An 18,719-nucleotide genomic window follows, 5' to 3' on the forward strand; every position below is an offset into this window, starting at 1 on the left:
TAATATTTTTGTATTTACTATAATTTACGCTTGTCCTTCAGCTTCTTTTTTATCTGCAATAGCTTGAAGAAGGTAAGCAAGGTTAGAAACTGGAGCTTTTAAGCTACCAAGAAGTTTAGCAATAAGCACTTCTCTTGCTGGTACATCAGCAAGTGCCTTTAACTTGTCTTCATTATAGAAAGCTCCTTCAACAATACCTACTCTTAACTCTAAGTTTTTGTGGGTTTTTGCAAATTCACTGGCTATTTTAGCCGGAGCTATAGGATCATCATAACTAAAGGCTACAGCATTTGGTCCTACTAATTCCTTCACTAATTCTTCCATACCAGCGTTCTCAGCAGCTCTTCTCATCATAGTATTTTTATATACTTTGTACTCTACTCCTGCTTCTCTGAACTTTCTTCTTAGTTCTGTAACTTCTTCTACTTTTAAACCTCTATAATCAACTACAACTGCTGCAGTAGAGTTTTGAAATTTCTCAGTAATTTCCGCTACAATTTCTTTTTTCATTTCAACAGCCTTTGACATCTGAATGTCCACCTCCTTTACATTTATGGGCACTGTCTTCTCCTGATAAAAACAAAGACCCCTTAGGTCCATAGACTAAAGAGGTCTTTTGTTTTTAAAAGCTTTATATAACATGCAACTTTTGCATATCGCTTCATTTATACAAAACCTCGGTAGGATATTAAGCAATGCACCTACTGTCTACGGCAAAATATTCATTTTTAACAGCGTATATAATTCTATCAGTACACTAAGTTTATGTCAAGTATTTTATTGAAATTTATTCAACAGCTTTACTAGGGCTTACTTTAATGCTTGGACCCATTGTGCTGGTTAATGCAATACTTCTTAAATATTGCCCTTTTGCAGCAGAAGGCTTCGCCTTCACAATAGCCCCTAAAATTGCCTTAAGGTTTTCAGATAGTTGACTATCTTCAAAAGAAACCTTTCCAATTGGTACGTGAATAATATTGGTCTTATCTAATCTATATTCAACTTTACCAGCTTTAATTTCTTTAACTGCTTTTTCTAAATCAAAAGTAACCGTTCCAGATTTGGGGTTTGGCATTAATCCCTTAGGCCCTAACACCCTACCTAATCTACCTACTACCCCCATCATATCAGGTGTAGCAACAACTACATCAAAATCAAACCAATTCTCACCTTGTATTTTTGCTACTAGATCATCAGCTCCAACATAATCAGCTCCAGCTTTTTCTGCTTCTGTAGCTTTTTCACCTTTAGCAAACACAAGTACTTTTACTTCTTTACCTGTTCCATGAGGTAGTACAACAGCACCTCTTACTTGTTGGTCTGCATGTCTTGAATCTACCCCTAGTTTTACATGAAGCTCTACAGTTTCGTCAAACTTAGCTGTTGCTGTTTTCTTCACTGTTTCAACAGCTTCTTTTAAATCATATAGTTTAGTTTTATCAACAAGCTTCATAGCTTCTTGATACTTTTTACCTCTTTTTGGCATTTTGCAACCTCCTTGTGGTATTATCGGTTTTATTCGTGAGAACCTCCCACATTATATCTCATTCGCCCAACAATTTTAAGCCTCTACTTCTATACCCATACTTCTAGCTGTCCCTGCTATCATATTCATTGCAGCTTCAACAGTATTAGCATTTAAATCAGGCATTTTAAGCTCAGCTATTTCTCTTAATTTATCTTTAGAGATCTTCGCTACTTTCTTTTTATTAGGCTCACCCGATGCCGTTTCAATTCCTACTGCTTTTTTAATTAAAACTGCAGCTGGTGGCGTTTTTGTAATAAAAGTAAAGGATCTATCTTGATAAACAGAAATAACTACTGGAATAATTAATCCAGCCTGCTCAGCAGTCTTAGCATTGAACTCCTTACAGAATCCCATGATGTTCACACCATGCTGTCCTAATGCAGGTCCAACTGGTGGCGCTGGTGTAGCTTTGCCCGCAGGAATTTGTAGCTTGATTTGTCCCACAACTTTTTTTGCCATATTTTCCACCTCCTCACCATTGTCGATCTAACACTTGAATTGTATTGAATTTTTGTTTCTACAGCGATTCCACCTGTGAAAATTCTAACTCTACAGGGGTTTCTCTACCAAACATGGATATGAGTACTTTAAACGTTTCTTTTTCCAAGTTAACATGCTCAATTGTTCCTATGAAACTTTCAAAAGGACCTGAAATGACTCTTACCGTATCGCCAACCTTCATATCAATTTCTTGACGTACTTCCTCCACACCCATTGACCTTACTTCTGCATCTGTTAATGGTATAGGTTTAGAACTAGGCCCAACAAATCCAGTAACACCACGGGTGTTCCTCACTATATACCAGGTTTCATCCGTCATAATCATTTTAATTAGCACATAACCTGGGAATAGTTTGGTTTCTTTTATTTTCTTTTTACCATTTTTTATTTCTACTTTTTCTTCTGTAGGTACCTTAATTTCTAATATAAAGTCCTCCATACCTCTGTTGGCAACCATTTTCTCAATATTTACTTTTACTTTGTTTTCATAGCCTGAATAAGTATGCACTACATACCATTTTATATCTTGGGACATATATAAGGAGCATCTATCGCCTAATAGCTTAGACATAGATTACTCTCCCCTCCTTTTAACTTAATAAGTATTATCTAATAATGAAATTTAATCCAAAACCAAAAAACGTGTCTAATGCCCATAGTAGAATTGTTGCCAATAAACAGGAAGCTATAACAACACCTGTGTTATTTTTTAGCTCTTCTCTAGTAGGCCAATTCACTTTTCTAAGCTCGGACTTAACACCTTTTAAGTATTTCCCAAGGTTCCCGGCCTTTGTATTTGTATTTGCTTGAGTAGTCATTTCGACTTCACTTCCTTTTGCCAAGTTTGTTATTTTGTTTCTTTGTGAGCTGTATGGCTTTTACAAAACTTGCAGTACTTTTTCATTTCCATACGATCGGGATTGTTTTTTTTGTTCTTTGTTGTGTTGTAGTTTCTTTGTTTACATTCTGTACATGCTAATGTGATTTTTACACGCACCGGTTACACCTCCTATAAAGCACAACCCTCAAAGGATTCCATTAATTTATGAGTATATGGCATAGATGTCTTCCATTATACAGTTGTCACCTAATAAAATCTATCATACTTTTATTTTTATGTCAACGAAAAAATAGTATTTTATCTGACAAATCTAAATGAAAGATTTTGTTTATTTTCATTATGCCCACTTCTATAATGTTTTTGCATTTTATATGCAAAGATTATATGAAAAACAAAGGACTAGGCTAACCCAGCCCTTCAGTTTAACCTCGTCAAATATTCTCGTCAAATATTACTCAATAATAGAAGCAACTACACCAGCGCCTACAGTTCTTCCACCTTCACGGATCGCAAATCTTAAACCTTCTTCTGTAGCGATTGGGCTAATTAATTCGATTTCCATTGTAATGTTGTCTCCTGGCATTACCATTTCTGTTCCTTCTGGTAACTTGATGCTTCCTGTTACGTCTGTTGTTCTGAAATAAAACTGTGGTCTGTATCCATCAAAGAATGGTGTATGTCTTCCACCTTCTTCTTTTTTCAATACATATACCTCTGCTTTAAACTTTGTATGAGGCTTAATTGTACCAGGCTTTGCTAATACTTGTCCTCTTTCGATTTCTGTTCTTTGGATACCTCTTAGTAATACCCCTACGTTGTCTCCTGCTTCTGCTTGGTCTAGTAATTTTCTAAACATTTCTACCCCTGTTACGATTAACTTTCTTGATTCTTCTGCTAATCCTACTAACTCTATTTCGTCTTGTACTTTTACTACGCCTCTTTCTACTCTTCCTGTTGCAACTGTTCCTCTACCTGTAATAGAGAATACGTCCTCTACTGGCATTAGGAATGGCTTGTCGATATCTCTTTCTGGTTGTGGGATGTATTCGTCGATGATTTCAAACATCTCTACAATCTTTGTTCCCCAATCACTGTCTGGATCATTTAATGCTTGTAAAGCTGATCCTTTGATTACTGGTGTGTCATCTCCTGGGAACTCATACTCGTTTAATAGGTCTCTGATTTCCATTTCTACTAACTCTAATAATTCTTCGTCATCTACCATATCACACTTGTTCATGAATACTACGATGTATGGTACACCTACTTGTCTTGATAGTAGGATATGCTCTCTTGTTTGTGGCATTGGACCATCCGCTGCTGATACTACTAAGATCGCTCCGTCCATTTGTGCTGCTCCTGTGATCATGTTCTTTACATAGTCAGCATGGCCTGGGCAGTCTACGTGTGCGTAGTGTCTGTTGTTTGTTTCGTACTCAACGTGTGCTGTTGAAATTGTGATTCCTCTTTCTCTTTCTTCTGGTGCTTTATCGATTTGGTCAAAGGCTACTGCTGAACCTGTTCCTAATCTTTTGTTTAATGTCATTGTAATCGCTGCTGTTAATGTTGTTTTACCATGGTCAACGTGTCCTATTGTTCCTATGTTTACATGGGGTTTATTTCTTTCATATTTTGCTTTTGCCATTTTTTACTCCTCCTCGTTTTTAAATATCCCAGTAGCATGTACACTATCCCTAGTGTTTCTACTGAACTTCGTAAAGATATTTTCTCTGATTTATGTTATTTTCCTGTATTATTTCTACAAAAACTATCCGCTAATCATTTTACTATTTGACGCTCTCCTTGTCAACAAGATTATATATGTTTAAAAAAATTTCAACTTAAGTGTATCTTATTTCCAAGTATCTTTCCAACTTTCTTTTTACTCTCTGCAATGCATTATCAATAGATTTTACATGTCGTTTCAAGTCATACGCAATTTCTTGATAAGATCTACCCTGCAAATATAACATCAATACCTTACATTCTAAATCACTTAGTATTTCTCCTATTTTACTCTCTATGTGTACTAATTCTTCTTTGCAAATCATCAGTTCCTCTGGATCTGTGATCTTATGCCCAGAAATCACATCTAACAACGTCCTATCAGATTCTTCATCATAGATAGGTTTGTTTAAAGAAACATAAGAATTTAGTGGAATATGCTTTTGCCTAGTAGCAGTCTTGATGGCAGTAATAATTTGCCTTGTAATACAAAGCTCTGCAAATGCCTTAAAAGATGAAAGCTTGTCCGGTTTATAATCTCTAATAGCCTTATACAAGCCTATCATCCCTTCCTGTATAATATCTTCCCGATCTGCTCCTATTAGAAAATAAGATCTTGCCTTAGAGCGCACAAAGTTTTTATATTTTTTTATCAGCAACTCTACAGCTTGTCTTTCTCCGTTTTTCGCAGCTTCTACAATCGTTTCATCTAGCAAATCGTTTTCTTCTATAAATTCTTCTCTTTTTGCTACCACAACGCCCACACACATCGCCCCCACACCATTTTGTAAAAACGTCAAAAACTTTGCTACCATTATAACCTACCATATTATGTTAAGTCAAGAAGTTTCATGACCTTCGTCTGAATTTTTCAAGCTTTTCTAAAATTAATGGATCAATACGATTAGATAGAGAATCCTTTTCTTGTTTTAAAACCTCTGTTTTTCTCTGAATATTTTGTTTTATTGTACCATAATCTATAATTAGTTCTCTAACAGAGGTCCTGGTGGCGCCTCCCCCCAGTACGACTTGTTGCTCTGCCCAATCATTGGTTACCACCGCAGCACGATGCCTTTTAGACAACTGCACAATAAACTTTTCAATATAGCTATCAGCAGTTTCCTTTTCTTTTGTAAAAACTACTTTTATACCTTTTATGGCATCATTCTTTTCCATCGTTCCTTTGACCATATGGGCATCAAATACAACAATAATATTGATCCCTTTATAACTTTGGTATTCAGCCATTCTTTCAACCAATTCTATCCTTGCTTCTTCTAAACTTTCTTCTGCTAAAGCTTTTAGTTCAGACCATGCATTAATCACATTATATCCGTCTATTATTAAATACTCCTTCAAAGCTCTTCCTCCATCCTCATGGAACGCTGCTATTTATCACCATAGTTCTTTCTCTGTCTAAGGACTTCATACATCAGGGTGGCAGCTGCTACTGAGGCATTTAATGAGGCTACCTTTCCAACCATTGGTATCGTAACTAAAAAATCGCATTTTTCTCTAATAAGCCTAGATATACCTTTTCCTTCGCTTCCAATAACCAGAGCTATAGCACCGGTAAAGTCTGCTTCAAAATGGTTGCTTTTTCCTCCTAAGTCAGCACCTGCTACCCAGAGACCCTCTGATTTTAGCTTATCTATTGTCTGAGCTATATTAGATACCTTAACCACAGGCACATATTCTATAGCCCCCGCAGAGGTTTTTGCTACGGTAGCAGTCAGACCTACAGAACGTCTCTTAGGTATGATGATACCATGAGCCCCCACCGCATCCGCAGTTCTCATAATAGAACCTAGATTATGAGGATCTGTAATCTCATCTAACAATAAAACAAATGGCTTTTCACCTCTTGTTTTCGCTATTTCCAATATGTCTTCTAACTCGCTATACTTATAAGCTGCTACCATGGCTATGACACCTTGATGATTGTCAGATTCAGACAACTCATTTAGCTTTTGTCTTTCAACATATTGAATAAAAACACCTTGTTCCTTAGCCATTGCTATTATCTTTTGGATAGAACCCTCTTTAGCACCCTTAGCCACTAATATTTTATCAATCTCCCTATGAGATTTTAAAGCCTCCATGACAGGATTTCTTCCTTCTATTTGATTATTTGCCACTTTCTTAATCACCTCTTGTGCTTATCCTAATTTTCCCTTGGAATCCCCTACTAAACACAGGGGATTCTTCAGTTTCCTAAATAAATTATTCTTCCACTATATCCTGTTAAACTGCTCTCTAATCTCCTTAGCCCGTCCACAGGTCATGTCTCCTTCTGGACAAACATCATGTACGCAAGCAGGGCCTGCATATCTAAAGATATTAGGTGCCACTGTCTTAACTAGTTTTAACATTTCAGTAGCTAAGTCCCTAATTTCTTCTTGTGCACGACTACAACAGCGTTTTTTGAAAAAATGTAGTAATATTCTAGCATTCATTGTAACAATAATTTTTGTTTCACAAGCGTTTGGTAAAACTGCCCTTGCATTTTCTATAGCCAACTTTTCTAAGGCGCTATAATCCCTTTTAAAGTGTTTTTTACAGTGTTGGATAATTTCTTGATTCCCTACCTCTATTGTTTGTTTTTTTTCCTTATAAAATCCCTTTATTTTTTCAGCCAATAGTTCTTCAGTGATTTTATCATAGGCTTCTTGTGCATTTTCCATAGCCTTTATAAAGGTTTTTTGTGCTTCTTCATTGTTGCTTATATCTTTAGGAATCACGTACTCAAAACTACCTTCTGAAACATATCTCTGGGACTTCTGACTGTAACTAGCCAATCTATGTCGAACCAATTGATGAGTTAAACTTCGGGAAACACCCTCTATCCCGAAGGTAAATACAGCGTGTTCTAGAGGAGATTCGTGTTCCATTTCCGCCAACATCGTCACAAATCTACCTATCTTTTCTTCCGTTAAACCCTCTTCTAATTCTTCAATCCCTCCCGGGTAATAGCAAAGCTTGCCCCCTTTTGCCACAACAGCATCAGGATTTGGCGTATACGCCAATAGTTTTAGTTTTAATGTTGCTTTCATTTTTGCATGCCCCCTTGTACATAAATATCTTTTACTGGTATTACTCCGAGGATATAGGCCCTTACTTTGGCACTATATCCCCCTTCTAAAACCTCAGTAATCCAAGCTTCATCTCTTTTATACATAATTTTAGTATTGTCTTCTTCATTTTCTTTGAAAACATAGATTACCTTGTAATTAAGCAGGCTCCCCCGCTCCAGCAAACTTATATTTTGTGATGGAGCCACCTGTAAAGCAAAGAGTCGGTACTTCTCTCTATCTCCCTCTAGTCCCCTTACAGGATCAAAAAACAAAGACTTAACTATCAAAAAAACTAGCAAAAGGATGGTTACTATCAGCATTGCTTGTCCTCGCTTATCCATAGCTCCTCCTTTTTCCTAGTTGCTATTGATAATATCTACTGACTTTTTCATAATTTCCATCAAACGATCTGTTTTGCCTGTATAAAATAGATAACCCAGCAAAGTTTCAAATCCCGTTGCATACTTATAGTCTATAAGATCAGCATTCTTTGGAGGAGAAGCCGACTTTTGATTTCTTCCTTTTTTTACAACTCCCCATTCTTCTTGGGTTAGTTCTTTTTCTAGTTCATGGATAATTTCTGCCTGTGCCTTCGCCTTTACATATCGTATAGCATTTTTGTGGAGTTCCTTTACCGAAACATTTCCTGTTAAAATAAGATAATTGCGGATAAAGGCCTCAAATACAGCATCTCCCATATAGGCTAAGGTTAATGGTGCCATCATTTTTACTTCCTTCTCTGTTTTTACTTCCCCACCATTAACCATGTTTTCTAGTAGTTCCTTTACCATAATAACTCTCCTATTACTATCATAAAATAATCTGTTGCATTTAGCAAACCTTTAGTCTCTTTTCCATTTTATACCTTGGGGCGTATCTTCTAATACAATTCCCATACTTTTAAGTTGATCCCTTATTTCATCTGCTAGTTGGTAGTTTTTTTCTTTCCTTGCCTGTTGACGTTTTAAAATCAATTCTTCAATTTCCTGATCTATACTTTCCTCTTTCTTTTGTAACAAGCCCAGCACCCCCGTCAATTCCACTAGCAGTTCAAGTGCAGCTTTAATTAATGATTTAGAAGTGCTTCCATTTAGATAGCTGTTCATATCCCTCACCATATCAAAAATAACCGCAATACCATCGGCAGTATTAAAGTCATCATCCATTACTTCAACAAATTTTTCTCTATAACTCAGAAGCATTTTCTGCAACTCTTCTTCTTCTTGTGTCAAGATTTTTTCCTCTGCATTCTCCAGCAGATGTTGAAGGTTGTTTTTAGCATTATATAGTCTTTCAAGTGCAGTTTCAGCAGATGTCAATAGATCTCTACTAAAGTTTAAAGGGTTACGATAATGAGCTGAAAGCATAAAGAATCTTAGGTTTTCTAAATCAAATTCTTCAGCGATTTCTCTAGGTGTAAAAAAGTTATTTAAGGACTTAGACATTTTTTTATTATCTATATTTAAGTAACCTACATGCAGCCAATAATTAGCAAAAGGCTTTCCTGTGCAGGCTTCACTCTGGGCAATCTCATTTTCATGATGAGGAAAAACCAAGTCACCACCACCACCATGAATATCAATAGTTTCCCCTAAATACTTTTGTGCCATAGCAGAACATTCAATATGCCAACCAGGGCGCCCTAATCCCCAAGGACTTTCCCAGCTAGGCTCATCTGGCTTCGTTGCCTTCCATAAGGCAAAATCAAGAGCATTCTTTTTACTTTCGTTGACTTCTATTCGAGCACCAGACTGCAAATCTTTTAAGCTTTGTTTTGATAGTTTTCCATAATGTTCAAATTTCGATACATCATAATATACATCACCTTCTACTTCATAGGCAAACCCCTTCTCAACCAATGCTTGAATAAATTCAATAATTTCCTGCACATTTTCTGTTACCTTAGGGTGAATATCTGCCTTTTGAATTCCCAGAGTCTCAGCATCTTTGAAATACTCTTGGATATATTTTTCACTAACTTCCGTAGAAGAGATATTTTCCTCCTGTGCTCTTTTTATGATTTTATCATCAATATCAGTAAAGTTTTGTACAAAAGTCACCTTATAACCTCTATATTGAAAATATCTCCTCATTGCATCAAAAACCATGAAAGTTCTAGCGTTTCCTATATGAAAATAATTATACACAGTAGGTCCACAGGCATACATTTTTATCTCATCAGGAAAGATAGGGGTAAACACTTCTTTTTGTCTCGTTAGCGTATTATACAGCTTCATTTTTACTTCTCCTTTCCATTTCTGACAGCTTTTTTTCTAATTCTATAATCCTTCTTTGTAGACAACCTAGTTCTTCCGCAATTGGATCTGGCAGTTTACCATGTTCTAAATCTACTTCATTGTAAACAGTTCGAACTTTTTTGTTTTCTTTAATAACAATTTGTCCCGGCACACCAACTACTGTACAGTCAGCAGGAACTTCTCTTAAAACCACCGAGCCTGCACCCACTTTAGAATTATCTCCTACCTTAAAGGGTCCTAGCACTTTAGCACCGCAAGAAATTACAACGTTGTTTCCGATAGTGGGATGTCTTTTTCCTTTATCTTTTCCTGTCCCTCCCAAAGTAGCCCCTTGATAGATAGTTACATTATCTCCAATTTCTGTAGTTTCTCCAATAACCACACCAGTTCCATGATCAATAAAAACTTTTCTACCTATTTTTGCACCTGGATGAATTTCAATACCCGTAAGAAATCTTGCTATATTGGATATAAACCTAGGTAATATAACAAGCCCCCTTTTAAATAGTGCATGGGAAATACGATGAATAATAATAGCATGTAGTCCAGGATAACACAACATTACTTCTAAAACATTTTGGGCTGCCGGGTCCCTTTCGAAAATAGCATCAATATCTTCTCTTATTGTTCTAAAAAATCCCTTCATATTCATCTCCCTTTCTTTGATCAAAAATAAAAAACCTCGCCTGTATCATTACAGAGACGAAGTTTTTTCCGCGGTTCCACTCTGGTTGAATGAAAAAGTTCATTCCCCTTTTAGTCTGTAACGGGACCTCCCGATTTGCCCTACTCTCTTTCAAGCAACAACTCCCAGGTGCATTTCAACCCATCTGTTCTTTAGAACCATTTTCAGCCTGCGATGGTTCCTCTCTATTAAAGTAGCATGGATTTACTTCTCCTGTTCAACATCTTTTTCTATATGAAGTTATGCTTTACATATTGTATGCGGGATAGGATGTCTTGTTTCCCCAGCACTTGAATAATTAACGGAAGATCTGGTCCATGGGCTTTACCCGTTAAGGCTACCCGAATTGGTTTAAATAAGTTGGGACCTTTAATTCCTTTTTCTTTTTGCACCTGCTTAAATATCCTTTTAGCAGCCTCTTGGTTCATCACTTCTTCCGCTTCAACTTTTTCATAAAATATATCTAACAGCTCTTTTATATGTTCTAGTTTTAGTACAGCTTCAGCTTCTTCATCTTCAGGCTTAACTTCATTTTTAAAGAAAACCTCTACCTTTTCAACAATTTCCTTCACATAGTTCATACCATCTTGAAAAACAGAAACCATATCCTTTAACCACTCATACTTTTCTTCAACTTCTGCCTCAACAATATATCCTGCTTCTAGCAAATAAGGAATGGCTAAATCTGTGATTCTCTCAATAGGACTTTCTTTAATATAATGGTTGTTCATCCAATTCAACTTATTTACATCAAACACACCACCACTTTTAGATACACGCTCTAAAGAAAAGGCTTCTTGCAGTTCCTTCATGGAAAAAATCTCCCGATTTTCTTCAGGACTCCATCCTATCAAAGCAATATAATTCACCAATGCCTCTGGTAAATAACCCTTTTTCATGAAATCCTCTACTGATACATCGCCTTGACGTTTACTTAATTTTTTCTTATCTGTATTTAAGATATTAGGCAAGTGCACAAATTGCGGTGCCTCCCACCCTAATACTTCATATAGATACACATGTTTCGGTGTAGAGGGTAACCATTCTTCACCTCGAATAACATGGGTAATTTTCATGAGATAATCGTCCACCACCACAGCAAAGTGATAAGTAGGAAATCCATCGGACTTAATCAATACTTGATCATCGACTTCTTCCGTATTTACAACTACCTTACCTCTGATAACATCATTAATTTCTATGTTTTTGTTAGCTGGAAGCTTCAACCGAACAACATGTTCTTCTCCAGCTTCAATCTTCTTTGTAACTTCTTCCTTCGTTAAACTTTTGCAATACCCATCATATTTAGCAGTGAGACCCAAAGCTTTTTGCTTTTCTCGCACTTCATCTAGTCTTTCTTTAGAACAAAAACAATGATAGGCATCTCCTTTATCTAAAAGAATTTCAATATACTTTTTATACAAGTCTAGTCTTTTGGATTGAATATAAGGTCCATATTCTCCCTTTTCTACCACATTGCCTTTTTCCATCGTGATACCTTCATCATGCAAAACTCCAGCCCAATCCATTGACTGTAATAGGTTTTCAATGGCACCTTCGACATAACGACTTTGGTCAGTATCCTCAATCCTCAAGATATATTGCCCGCCGTGTTTTTTTGCCAGTAGATAGTTATATAACGCTGTTCTTAAACTACCTATATGGACAAATCCAGTAGGACTTGGAGCAAATCTCACCCTTACCGACATATATAAATTCCTCCTATTTTCCCATCTATATTACCTTATTATAAACTATTCTCTTCAGTGTATCAAGCCAGTTTTGTTTAACTAGAAAACATGCCTAATATCGACTCCACCAATCTTTTTAACATTTCAATCATTCTTTGCAACAAAGATTGCACCTGTTGGTTGTCCCTAGAAATATCTCTTAATTGTTGTCCAATTCCATGCAACTGCTGACGAATTACTTCAGTATTAAGGTTCAACCTTGTAATTCGTTCCATTAACCTAGTAATTTCTTCTACCTGTCCTTCTGTCAAACGGATATTTAACTGTCCTGCTATTTCTATAACAACTCTTTTTATTTCCTCTGGTTCTCGAATTCTTTTTTCAACAACGACTTCCTTAATCTCCCTAATTAATGTAGTCGCCTCCTCCTTGCCAATTTCTTCTCCCAATTCACCCGTTTTAATCATTTCTTCATTAGCAACTTGCTTTTGTTCTTCACTGATTTTTTCTCCTGTGATCTCCTCAAAACCCTTCAAAATTCCTGTCAAAGCCGCCGTACCAGATACTTCAAAAGGAGCCGCCGCTATCACTTTTGCATTTGTTACACCAGCTGTTACTAAAGCATTCATAATCATTTCTTCTGTAACCCATGTGATATTATAGGTCTCTACAGAAATACCTTCGCCTTGTTGAAGGTTTTCTATGTAAGCCGAAGAAATGGCTCGGGTTCCAATTTGTCTTTCAGTTGCAAGCCCTTCTAAGTATCTTCTTTCTTCTTGATTTGTAACAACCAAAGTTTTTACAGTTCCTTCCTGAACTCCAAAAATCTCAAGCATTTGTTGTCGCTGCTGCTGATTCAAGTCATTGCCTAATGTAACAACCACATGTTGGCTTCCATAGCTCATCCATGTAGTGAGCAATACACAAAGCAGCACTATACTAACGAGTTTTTTCTTCATACCTTTATCCCTCCAACACCTTTATATTTCTATATTTTACCACATTTTCATGCAAATATACAGAATCACGTTATCTTACTATCCCTATGATGATAAATCCACACCAGATTCCGTAAAAAATAACCTTCGAAAACTGTTTACTACCTTCAAAATTTACATGCGTTACTCACACCACAATAAACGAAAGTATCATGTAGTACTTTCATAACAATGAAAATTGTGAGGCAATCTGCAGCTTTAAGTTCTACATGAAGACGAAGTAGCAAAGTCCCTTAGTTTCCTAAGGGACTTTGCTATTAATAAGCCTTCGCAAAATAAGCCATTACCTTTGCCTCTTTACCACAGAAAGGACAAGTTTCTCCTAGTTTTTCTTGTTCAAAAGGAATACATCTTACAGTAGCAGCTGTCTCTGCTTTAATTTTGTCTTCGCATTCTCTTTCTTGACACCACATAGCCTTTACAAAACCAGGCTTTGTCTGCATGATTTCCTTCATTTCATCAAAGTTTTTAATATAATAGGTTTTTTCATCCCTCATATTCTTTGCCTTGAGTAGTAAGTTGTTATGGACATCTCCTAACAACCCTTGAACTTTTTCCTTCAACTGGTCCAGTGCCACAACTTCTTTCTCCAAAGTATCCCTTCTAAATAAAACCGCTTGTTGATTTTCAATATCCTTTGGTCCTATTTCAATACGAAGAGGCACACCTTTCATCTCCCACTCGTTAAATTTCCAGCCCGGAGAGTAATTTTCTCTGTCATCTACTTCCACTCTTATATCCTTCTTTAAGTGGGCAAAAATTTCATCTACCTTCTCAGTAACACCACCCTTATGCGCAGCAATAGGTACAATCACCACTTGAACAGGTGCGATTCCTGGAGGTAGTACCAACCCACGATTATCTCCGTGTACCATAATAATACCTCCAATAAGTCGAGTAGATACTCCCCAAGAGGTATGATAAGGATGTTTTAACTCTCCATCTCTATCTAAGTAGTTAATATCAAAGGCGGTAGTGAAATGCTGTGCTAAGTTATGGGAAGTTCCAGCCTGTAATGCTTTACCATCATGCATTAAAGCTTCCATCGTATAAGTAGCATGAGCTCCAGCAAATTTTTCTTTTTCACTTTTTCTTCCCACCACTACTGGCATAGCCAGAAGTTCTTCTGCTGTTTCTTTATAAATTTGTAACATTTGCAATGTTTCTTCTTGTGCCTCTTCATAGGTTTCGTGTAGCGTATGCCCCTCTTGCCATAAGAATTCAGAAGTTCTTAAGAAAGGCCTAGTGCTCTTTTCCCATCTAACTACACTACACCACTGATTATATAAAAAAGGCAAATCTCTATAGGATTTTAACCACTTTGAATACATCTCGCATATGATGGTTTCAGACGTAGGGCGAACACAAAGTCTTTCTGCTAACTCTTCTTGGCCACCGTGGGTAACCCATGCCACTTCAGGAGCAAACCCCTCCACGTGTTCCGCTTCCTTCTTTAATAAACTTTCTGGAATTAATAGTGGAAAGTAGCAGTTTTTATGTCCAGTTTCCTTAAATCTATCATCCATATATTTTTGAATGTTTTCCCAAATAGCATAACCATAGGGCTTAATGACCATAAAACCTTTTACTGGCGAATAATCCACCAAGTCAGTCTTTAAAATAACATCTGTATACCATTGAGCAAAATCTACTTCCATCGGTGTAATTTCAGCAACAAATTGTTTGTCTTTTTTACCCATTTTTCATTCTCCTCTCTCTTGACTAGATTGTAACAATTTTCATTATAAAATACATCAAAAAATCCCTCATCTCTATATTTAGAGACGAGAGATTTACTTTCCCCGCGGTACCACTCTAGTTAACCATTACAGTTCCCTTCATGACTTAACGGCGTCCACCGGTATAACCTACTAATTTTTCAGTTAACAGCTCAAGGGCGGGTTCAAAAAACATTACTTAAAAACCTTCCAGCCTAGGGTTTTTTCTCTAAAAAAGCTTTGTTTCTTTACTATTCCCTATCATAGCATAGGAATATTCTTTTTTTATAGCATATAGCATTATCTAATTTATGTCAACGGCTTTATAAAATTTAATTCTACATCCGTTATCGGTTTTGTCGTTGGAAAAATTCATCACTTTATAACAATACTCACAATAGCTTGAGCAGCAATGCCTTCTCCTTGTCCCTCAAAACCAAGTCCTTCCGTGGTAGTTGCCTTTACATTCACCTGGTGTATAGAAATATCTAAGGCACCAGCAATATTTTCTCGCATACCTTCAATATAAGATGCTACCTTCGGTCTTTGAGCAATGATGGTAGTATCTATATTATTTACAACATACCCTTTTTGCAACAACATTTTTGCAACTTCCTCTAATAATTTTAAGCTGTCGACACCTCTATATTTTTCATCAGTATCTGGAAAATGTTTACCTATATCTCCCAAAGCTGCTGCTCCCAACAAAGCATCTTTGATAGCATGTAGCAGTACATCCGCATCAGAGTGCCCTAACAACCCTTTTTCATAAGGGATGGTTACTCCACCTAATATAAGTTTTCTATTTTCCACTAACTTATGTACATCATATCCCAGACCTATGCGCATATTACCTTTTCTCCTTTCTTAATATCCCTTCCGCCACGACTAAATCCTCTGGCGTAGTAATTTTTATATTTTCATAATTTCCTTGAATCACTTTCACTGTGTGACCATATTTCTCTACCACCATAGCATCATCTGTAGCACAAAGTCCTTCTTCTATTAATCGCCCATAGGCTTCTTTTAATAAAGCATACCGAAAAACTTGGGGGGTTTGCACCGCCCACATCAAGCTCCTATTAGGCGTATCTATTACTTCCATCTCTTCACTAACCACCTTAATTGTATCTTTTACAGGCACTGCTATAATAGCTGCTCCTATATTTTCAGCTGTCTCTACAGCTTTTTTCAATAACTCTTTCTCCAAAAAAGGTCTTGCACCATCATGAATCACGACAATTTCACACTGCTCTTTTATTGCCAACAAACCTCTATAAACAGAATCTTGTCTTTCTTTTCCTCCAGAAACTACCTGTTTAATTTTTTTGAACCCATATTTCTCTATAATATTGTCTTGAGCAAAACTCATTTCATTTTCTCCCACCACCAAGATCACTTCATCTACATGCTCACTTTCTTCAAACACCTCCAATGTGTAGGCTACAATAGGTTTATTTTCCAATAGAATGTATTGTTTGTTAAGTTCTCTTCCCATTCTTTTTCCCTTGCCTGCCGCTACAATAATAGCAATATTTTTCCCCTTTTGCATCAATTTAACCATCCCTCCCCTTCACTAGTTAAACAAACCTCTCGCCTTATAAATATGTAGTCCTAAATTTTAATACACCAAGAGTTCCCTTTGTATCCCATCCCTTGCAAAAAAATTCCAGACTTTGTATACTAAAATTTGATTTTAGAAGTATGCATCTATACTAAGTATGTTCTAAATAAGATTGAAAAAGACTCCTCCATCGGAAGAGTCTCTTTCAATAATAAAACTTTATCTTTAACTAAGCAGATTTATCCGCCATAGATTTTGGCTTTGCAAAAATCATCCTACCAGCAGCTGTCTGTAGTACACTAGTAACCAATACATCAATGTTTTGACCAATGTACTTTTTCCCGCTTTCCACAACAATCATAGTTCCATCATCTAGGTAAGCCAAGCCTTGTCCAGACTCTTTTCCATCTTTGATTACTTGAACAAACATCTCTTCTCCTGGCAATACCACTGGTTTCACAGCATTAGCTAATTCGTTAATATTCAGCACTGGTACCCCCTGGAACTCTGCTACCTTATTTAAGTTGTAATCATTGGTTACAACCTTTCCCTCTAAGACTTGTGCTAACTTCAAGAGTTTTATATCTACTTCAAGTGTATCATCAAAGCTCTTATTGTCGATTTTCACTTCTATGTCTAACTCTTTTTGAATTTTGTTCAATATGTCTAACCCTCTTCTACCTCTATTTCTTTTAATGGTCACAGAAGAGTCAGCAATATGGCGAAGTTCTTGCAAAATAAACTCTGGTATCACTAGTGGCCCTTCAATAAATCCAGTCTTACAAATATCCGCAATTCTACCATCAATGATTACACTAGTATCTAAGATTTTAGGAGATCCTTTATACTCTTTTTTTCCATTCTTTTCCTTAGAAGCATTTTTCTTAAACACAGCTTGCAGATTTGGTAATTCTTCTATCTTTTTGGTAGCTATGTTTACTCCTAAATAAGCCATAAAAATATATACTATTGTTGAAACAATGGTTCCTACAAAAGGAATAGGAATGTTATTTGTTAGCTGACTTATTAAGTAGGCAATAATCAATCCTATAATAAGCCCTACAGATCCTAGTACAATGTTTGTAATTGGAACATTAGCCAATTCATTTTCAATCCAATTAGCAATATCTCTTCCTTTGTTAATTAGCCAAGGAGCTAAAAGAAACAAAAGTCCTCCACCAATGAATGAAGATATAATAATTCCAACGCTGTAAGTTAAAAAGTTATCTTTTGTAACCGTGATGATATTATTGGTAATATAAATATAGATTAATAGTCCTGACAATGCACCTAGAGCAGACAGAATTCCTCTTACAATTCTATTAATCATTCGGTCACCTCCTTATTCCTTCATTATTCCCTTTTTTTACACTTTTAATATCTATATATAGAAAAATACATAAATTTTAGCAAAATATATTGTATTCACTTCGCCAGTAGTCCCTTATATATTGTATCAAAAGGCATCAGAAAAGGAAAGAAAGAACAATGCAAAGTTTTCTTGACAGAAGCAAGAAAACTTATTTCACTACTTTTTCAATTAATTGTACCACTTCCGCTTCCTCCATATCAGCAGCAAGAATAAGTTCACTTAACAATATTTGTCTTGCATTGTTCAATATTTTTCTTTCACCAGTAGAAAGCGTTTTTTCGCGATCTCTCAACATTAAATTCCTTACTACTTCTGCTACTTCATAGATATCACCACTTTTAATTCTATCCATATTAGCTCTATATCTTCTGTTCCAGTTTTGAGGCATTTTTGTAACATCTGATGCAAGTACTGCCATCACCTGCTCTACCTCTTTTAAACTTATAACAGATCTAATACCTATATCCTCTACATTATCTAAAGGAATCATTACCTTCATATTATTTAAAGGCATTCTCATTATATAATACTTTCTAGACTTACCTAAGATTTCTCGTTCCTCAATAGCTTCAATAATTCCAGCACCGTGGATAGGATAAGCAATTTTATCACCAATATTGAACATATTTTTCCCCCCTACAGAACTGCTTATTTTTATTAATTATAGTATACATGATCAGAGTATGGATGTCAAATAAAAATATTATTTTATCACATGCCTTATAAATTGTCAATAAAATTTTCATTGTGACATAGATGGATAT

The 18,719-nt window shown here is 36.1% G+C and carries 22 protein-coding genes and 3 other annotated features; all 22 genes read right to left on the reverse strand.

The genetic code is table 11. From position 1 onward, the window contains the following. Positions 1-24: 24 nt before the first annotated feature. The 22 genes from rplJ to CACET_RS17790 all read right to left on the reverse strand — a co-directional run bounded on the left by rplJ (position 25) and on the right by CACET_RS17790 (position 18,580). Positions 25-528 carry a 50S ribosomal protein L10 gene (gene rplJ, locus CACET_RS17685; protein ID WP_044826536.1) on the reverse strand — a complete coding sequence of 168 codons (504 nt, stop codon included), beginning with the start codon at positions 526-528 and terminating at the stop codon, positions 25-27. Between the two features lie 43 nt (positions 529-571). Beyond that, positions 572-732: a sequence feature (ribosomal protein L10 leader region), on the reverse strand. Positions 733-787: 55 nt separating this feature from the next. Beyond that, positions 788-1,486, reverse strand: a complete 699-nt coding sequence (rplA, locus tag CACET_RS17690) for a 50S ribosomal protein L1 (RefSeq protein ID WP_044826537.1) — start codon at positions 1,484-1,486, stop codon at positions 788-790. A 75-nt stretch (positions 1,487-1,561) separates the two neighbouring features. Continuing rightward, positions 1,562-1,987: a 50S ribosomal protein L11 gene (gene rplK, locus CACET_RS17695; RefSeq protein WP_044826538.1), complete on the reverse strand. Its 426-nt coding sequence runs from the start codon at positions 1,985-1,987 to the stop codon at positions 1,562-1,564. Positions 1,988-2,045: 58 nt separating this feature from the next. Then, positions 2,046-2,600: a transcription termination/antitermination protein NusG gene (gene nusG, locus CACET_RS17700; RefSeq protein WP_479722641.1), complete on the reverse strand. Its 555-nt coding sequence runs from the start codon at positions 2,598-2,600 to the stop codon at positions 2,046-2,048. Positions 2,601-2,634: 34 nt separating this feature from the next. After that, the gene (gene secE / locus CACET_RS17705) at positions 2,635-2,847 is read right to left on the reverse strand and encodes a preprotein translocase subunit SecE (RefSeq protein ID WP_044826539.1); all 213 of its coding nucleotides are present in this window, start codon (positions 2,845-2,847) and stop codon (positions 2,635-2,637) included. Between the two features lie 29 nt (positions 2,848-2,876). After that, on the reverse strand, positions 2,877-3,026 hold the full coding sequence (gene rpmG / locus CACET_RS17710) for a 50S ribosomal protein L33 (protein ID WP_044826540.1): 150 nt from the start codon (positions 3,024-3,026) through the stop codon (positions 2,877-2,879). A 295-nt stretch (positions 3,027-3,321) separates the two neighbouring features. Further along, on the reverse strand, positions 3,322-4,515 hold the full coding sequence (tuf, locus tag CACET_RS17715; RefSeq protein WP_044826578.1) for an elongation factor Tu: 1,194 nt from the start codon (positions 4,513-4,515) through the stop codon (positions 3,322-3,324). Between the two features lie 196 nt (positions 4,516-4,711). Continuing rightward, complete coding sequence (gene sigH / locus CACET_RS17720) at positions 4,712-5,365, reverse strand: RNA polymerase sporulation sigma factor SigH (RefSeq protein ID WP_044825895.1); 654 nt, start codon at positions 5,363-5,365, stop codon at positions 4,712-4,714. A gap of 79 nt (positions 5,366-5,444) precedes the next feature. Then, on the reverse strand, positions 5,445-5,954 hold the full coding sequence (locus CACET_RS17725) for an NYN domain-containing protein (RefSeq protein WP_044825870.1): 510 nt from the start codon (positions 5,952-5,954) through the stop codon (positions 5,445-5,447). 29 nt (positions 5,955-5,983) lie between these two features. Continuing rightward, positions 5,984-6,733 carry a 23S rRNA (guanosine(2251)-2'-O)-methyltransferase RlmB gene (gene rlmB / locus CACET_RS17730; protein ID WP_044825871.1) on the reverse strand — a complete coding sequence of 250 codons (750 nt, stop codon included), beginning with the start codon at positions 6,731-6,733 and terminating at the stop codon, positions 5,984-5,986. A 96-nt stretch (positions 6,734-6,829) separates the two neighbouring features. Continuing rightward, positions 6,830-7,648 carry an FAD-dependent thymidylate synthase gene (gene thyX / locus CACET_RS17735; protein WP_044825872.1) on the reverse strand — a complete coding sequence of 273 codons (819 nt, stop codon included), beginning with the start codon at positions 7,646-7,648 and terminating at the stop codon, positions 6,830-6,832. After that, positions 7,645-8,010 carry a hypothetical protein gene (locus CACET_RS17740; protein ID WP_044825873.1) on the reverse strand — a complete coding sequence of 122 codons (366 nt, stop codon included), beginning with the start codon at positions 8,008-8,010 and terminating at the stop codon, positions 7,645-7,647. Before CACET_RS17740 ends, thyX begins: the two co-directional genes overlap by 4 nt. 15 nt (positions 8,011-8,025) lie before the next feature. Continuing rightward, positions 8,026-8,460, reverse strand: a complete 435-nt coding sequence (locus CACET_RS17745) for a Mini-ribonuclease 3 (protein ID WP_044825874.1) — start codon at positions 8,458-8,460, stop codon at positions 8,026-8,028. 51 nt (positions 8,461-8,511) lie between these two features. Further along, positions 8,512-9,906, reverse strand: coding sequence for a cysteine--tRNA ligase (cysS, locus tag CACET_RS17750; protein ID WP_044825875.1), 1,395 nt, complete (start codon positions 9,904-9,906; stop codon positions 8,512-8,514). Next, entirely contained in the window at positions 9,893-10,573 is a 681-nt protein-coding gene (cysE, locus tag CACET_RS17755; RefSeq protein WP_044825876.1) for a serine O-acetyltransferase, read from the reverse strand. The genes cysS and cysE overlap by 14 nt, the downstream gene beginning before the upstream one ends. A gap of 49 nt (positions 10,574-10,622) precedes the next feature. Then, positions 10,623-10,842 (reverse strand) — a binding site (T-box leader). Next, on the reverse strand, positions 10,843-12,321 hold the full coding sequence (gltX, locus tag CACET_RS17760; RefSeq protein WP_044825877.1) for a glutamate--tRNA ligase: 1,479 nt from the start codon (positions 12,319-12,321) through the stop codon (positions 10,843-10,845). It abuts the feature before it with no gap. A gap of 77 nt (positions 12,322-12,398) precedes the next feature. Next, positions 12,399-13,262 carry a DUF1002 domain-containing protein gene (locus tag CACET_RS17765; protein WP_044825878.1) on the reverse strand — a complete coding sequence of 288 codons (864 nt, stop codon included), beginning with the start codon at positions 13,260-13,262 and terminating at the stop codon, positions 12,399-12,401. A 296-nt stretch (positions 13,263-13,558) separates the two neighbouring features. Continuing rightward, the gene (proS, locus tag CACET_RS17770; protein ID WP_044825879.1) at positions 13,559-15,001 is read right to left on the reverse strand and encodes a proline--tRNA ligase; all 1,443 of its coding nucleotides are present in this window, start codon (positions 14,999-15,001) and stop codon (positions 13,559-13,561) included. 77 nt (positions 15,002-15,078) lie between these two features. Next, positions 15,079-15,293, reverse strand: a binding site (T-box leader). A 101-nt stretch (positions 15,294-15,394) separates the two neighbouring features. Next, complete coding sequence (ispF, locus tag CACET_RS17775; protein ID WP_044825880.1) at positions 15,395-15,868, reverse strand: 2-C-methyl-D-erythritol 2,4-cyclodiphosphate synthase; 474 nt, start codon at positions 15,866-15,868, stop codon at positions 15,395-15,397. A 1-nt stretch (position 15,869) separates the two neighbouring features. After that, positions 15,870-16,571 carry a 2-C-methyl-D-erythritol 4-phosphate cytidylyltransferase gene (ispD, locus tag CACET_RS17780; RefSeq protein WP_044825896.1) on the reverse strand — a complete coding sequence of 234 codons (702 nt, stop codon included), beginning with the start codon at positions 16,569-16,571 and terminating at the stop codon, positions 15,870-15,872. A gap of 241 nt (positions 16,572-16,812) precedes the next feature. After that, a complete protein-coding gene (locus CACET_RS17785; protein WP_044825881.1) occupies positions 16,813-17,913 on the reverse strand; it encodes a PIN/TRAM domain-containing protein in 1,101 nt (366 codons plus the stop codon). 190 nt (positions 17,914-18,103) lie between these two features. Then, entirely contained in the window at positions 18,104-18,580 is a 477-nt protein-coding gene (locus CACET_RS17790; RefSeq protein ID WP_044825882.1) for a CarD family transcriptional regulator, read from the reverse strand. Positions 18,581-18,719 lie beyond the last annotated feature (139 nt).

This window comes from Clostridium aceticum, assembly GCF_001042715.1.
In the GTDB taxonomy this organism is placed as follows: Bacteria; Bacillota; Clostridia; order Peptostreptococcales; family Natronincolaceae; genus Andreesenella; species Andreesenella acetica.

What these genes read in the sequence shown, in the direction of transcription:
- rplJ (WP_044826536.1), bottom strand. Translation starts at nt 528, where the DNA reads ATGTCAAAGGCTGTTGAAATGAAAAAAGAAATTGTAGCGGAAATTACT.
- rplA (WP_044826537.1), bottom strand. Translation starts at nt 1,486, where the DNA reads ATGCCAAAAAGAGGTAAAAAGTATCAAGAAGCTATGAAGCTTGTTGAT.
- rplK (WP_044826538.1), bottom strand. Translation starts at nt 1,987, where the DNA reads ATGGCAAAAAAAGTTGTGGGACAAATCAAGCTACAAATTCCTGCGGGC.
- nusG (WP_479722641.1), bottom strand. Translation starts at nt 2,600, where the DNA reads ATGTCTAAGCTATTAGGCGATAGATGCTCCTTATATATGTCCCAAGAT.
- secE (WP_044826539.1), bottom strand. Translation starts at nt 2,847, where the DNA reads ATGACTACTCAAGCAAATACAAATACAAAGGCCGGGAACCTTGGGAAA.
- tuf (WP_044826578.1), bottom strand. Translation starts at nt 4,515, where the DNA reads ATGGCAAAAGCAAAATATGAAAGAAATAAACCCCATGTAAACATAGGA.
- sigH (WP_044825895.1), bottom strand. Translation starts at nt 5,365, where the DNA reads ATGTGTGTGGGCGTTGTGGTAGCAAAAAGAGAAGAATTTATAGAAGAA.
- thyX (WP_044825872.1), bottom strand. Translation starts at nt 7,648, where the DNA reads ATGAAAGCAACATTAAAACTAAAACTATTGGCGTATACGCCAAATCCT.
- CACET_RS17740 (WP_044825873.1), bottom strand. Translation starts at nt 8,010, where the DNA reads ATGGATAAGCGAGGACAAGCAATGCTGATAGTAACCATCCTTTTGCTA.
- CACET_RS17745 (WP_044825874.1), bottom strand. Translation starts at nt 8,460, where the DNA reads ATGGTAAAGGAACTACTAGAAAACATGGTTAATGGTGGGGAAGTAAAA.
- cysS (WP_044825875.1), bottom strand. Translation starts at nt 9,906, where the DNA reads ATGAAGCTGTATAATACGCTAACGAGACAAAAAGAAGTGTTTACCCCT.
- cysE (WP_044825876.1), bottom strand. Translation starts at nt 10,573, where the DNA reads ATGAAGGGATTTTTTAGAACAATAAGAGAAGATATTGATGCTATTTTC.
- gltX (WP_044825877.1), bottom strand. Translation starts at nt 12,321, where the DNA reads ATGTCGGTAAGGGTGAGATTTGCTCCAAGTCCTACTGGATTTGTCCAT.
- CACET_RS17765 (WP_044825878.1), bottom strand. Translation starts at nt 13,262, where the DNA reads ATGAAGAAAAAACTCGTTAGTATAGTGCTGCTTTGTGTATTGCTCACT.
- proS (WP_044825879.1), bottom strand. Translation starts at nt 15,001, where the DNA reads ATGGGTAAAAAAGACAAACAATTTGTTGCTGAAATTACACCGATGGAA.
- ispF (WP_044825880.1), bottom strand. Translation starts at nt 15,868, where the DNA reads ATGCGCATAGGTCTGGGATATGATGTACATAAGTTAGTGGAAAATAGA.
- ispD (WP_044825896.1), bottom strand. Translation starts at nt 16,571, where the DNA reads ATGCAAAAGGGGAAAAATATTGCTATTATTGTAGCGGCAGGCAAGGGA.
- CACET_RS17785 (WP_044825881.1), bottom strand. Translation starts at nt 17,913, where the DNA reads ATGATTAATAGAATTGTAAGAGGAATTCTGTCTGCTCTAGGTGCATTG.
- CACET_RS17790 (WP_044825882.1), bottom strand. Translation starts at nt 18,580, where the DNA reads ATGTTCAATATTGGTGATAAAATTGCTTATCCTATCCACGGTGCTGGA.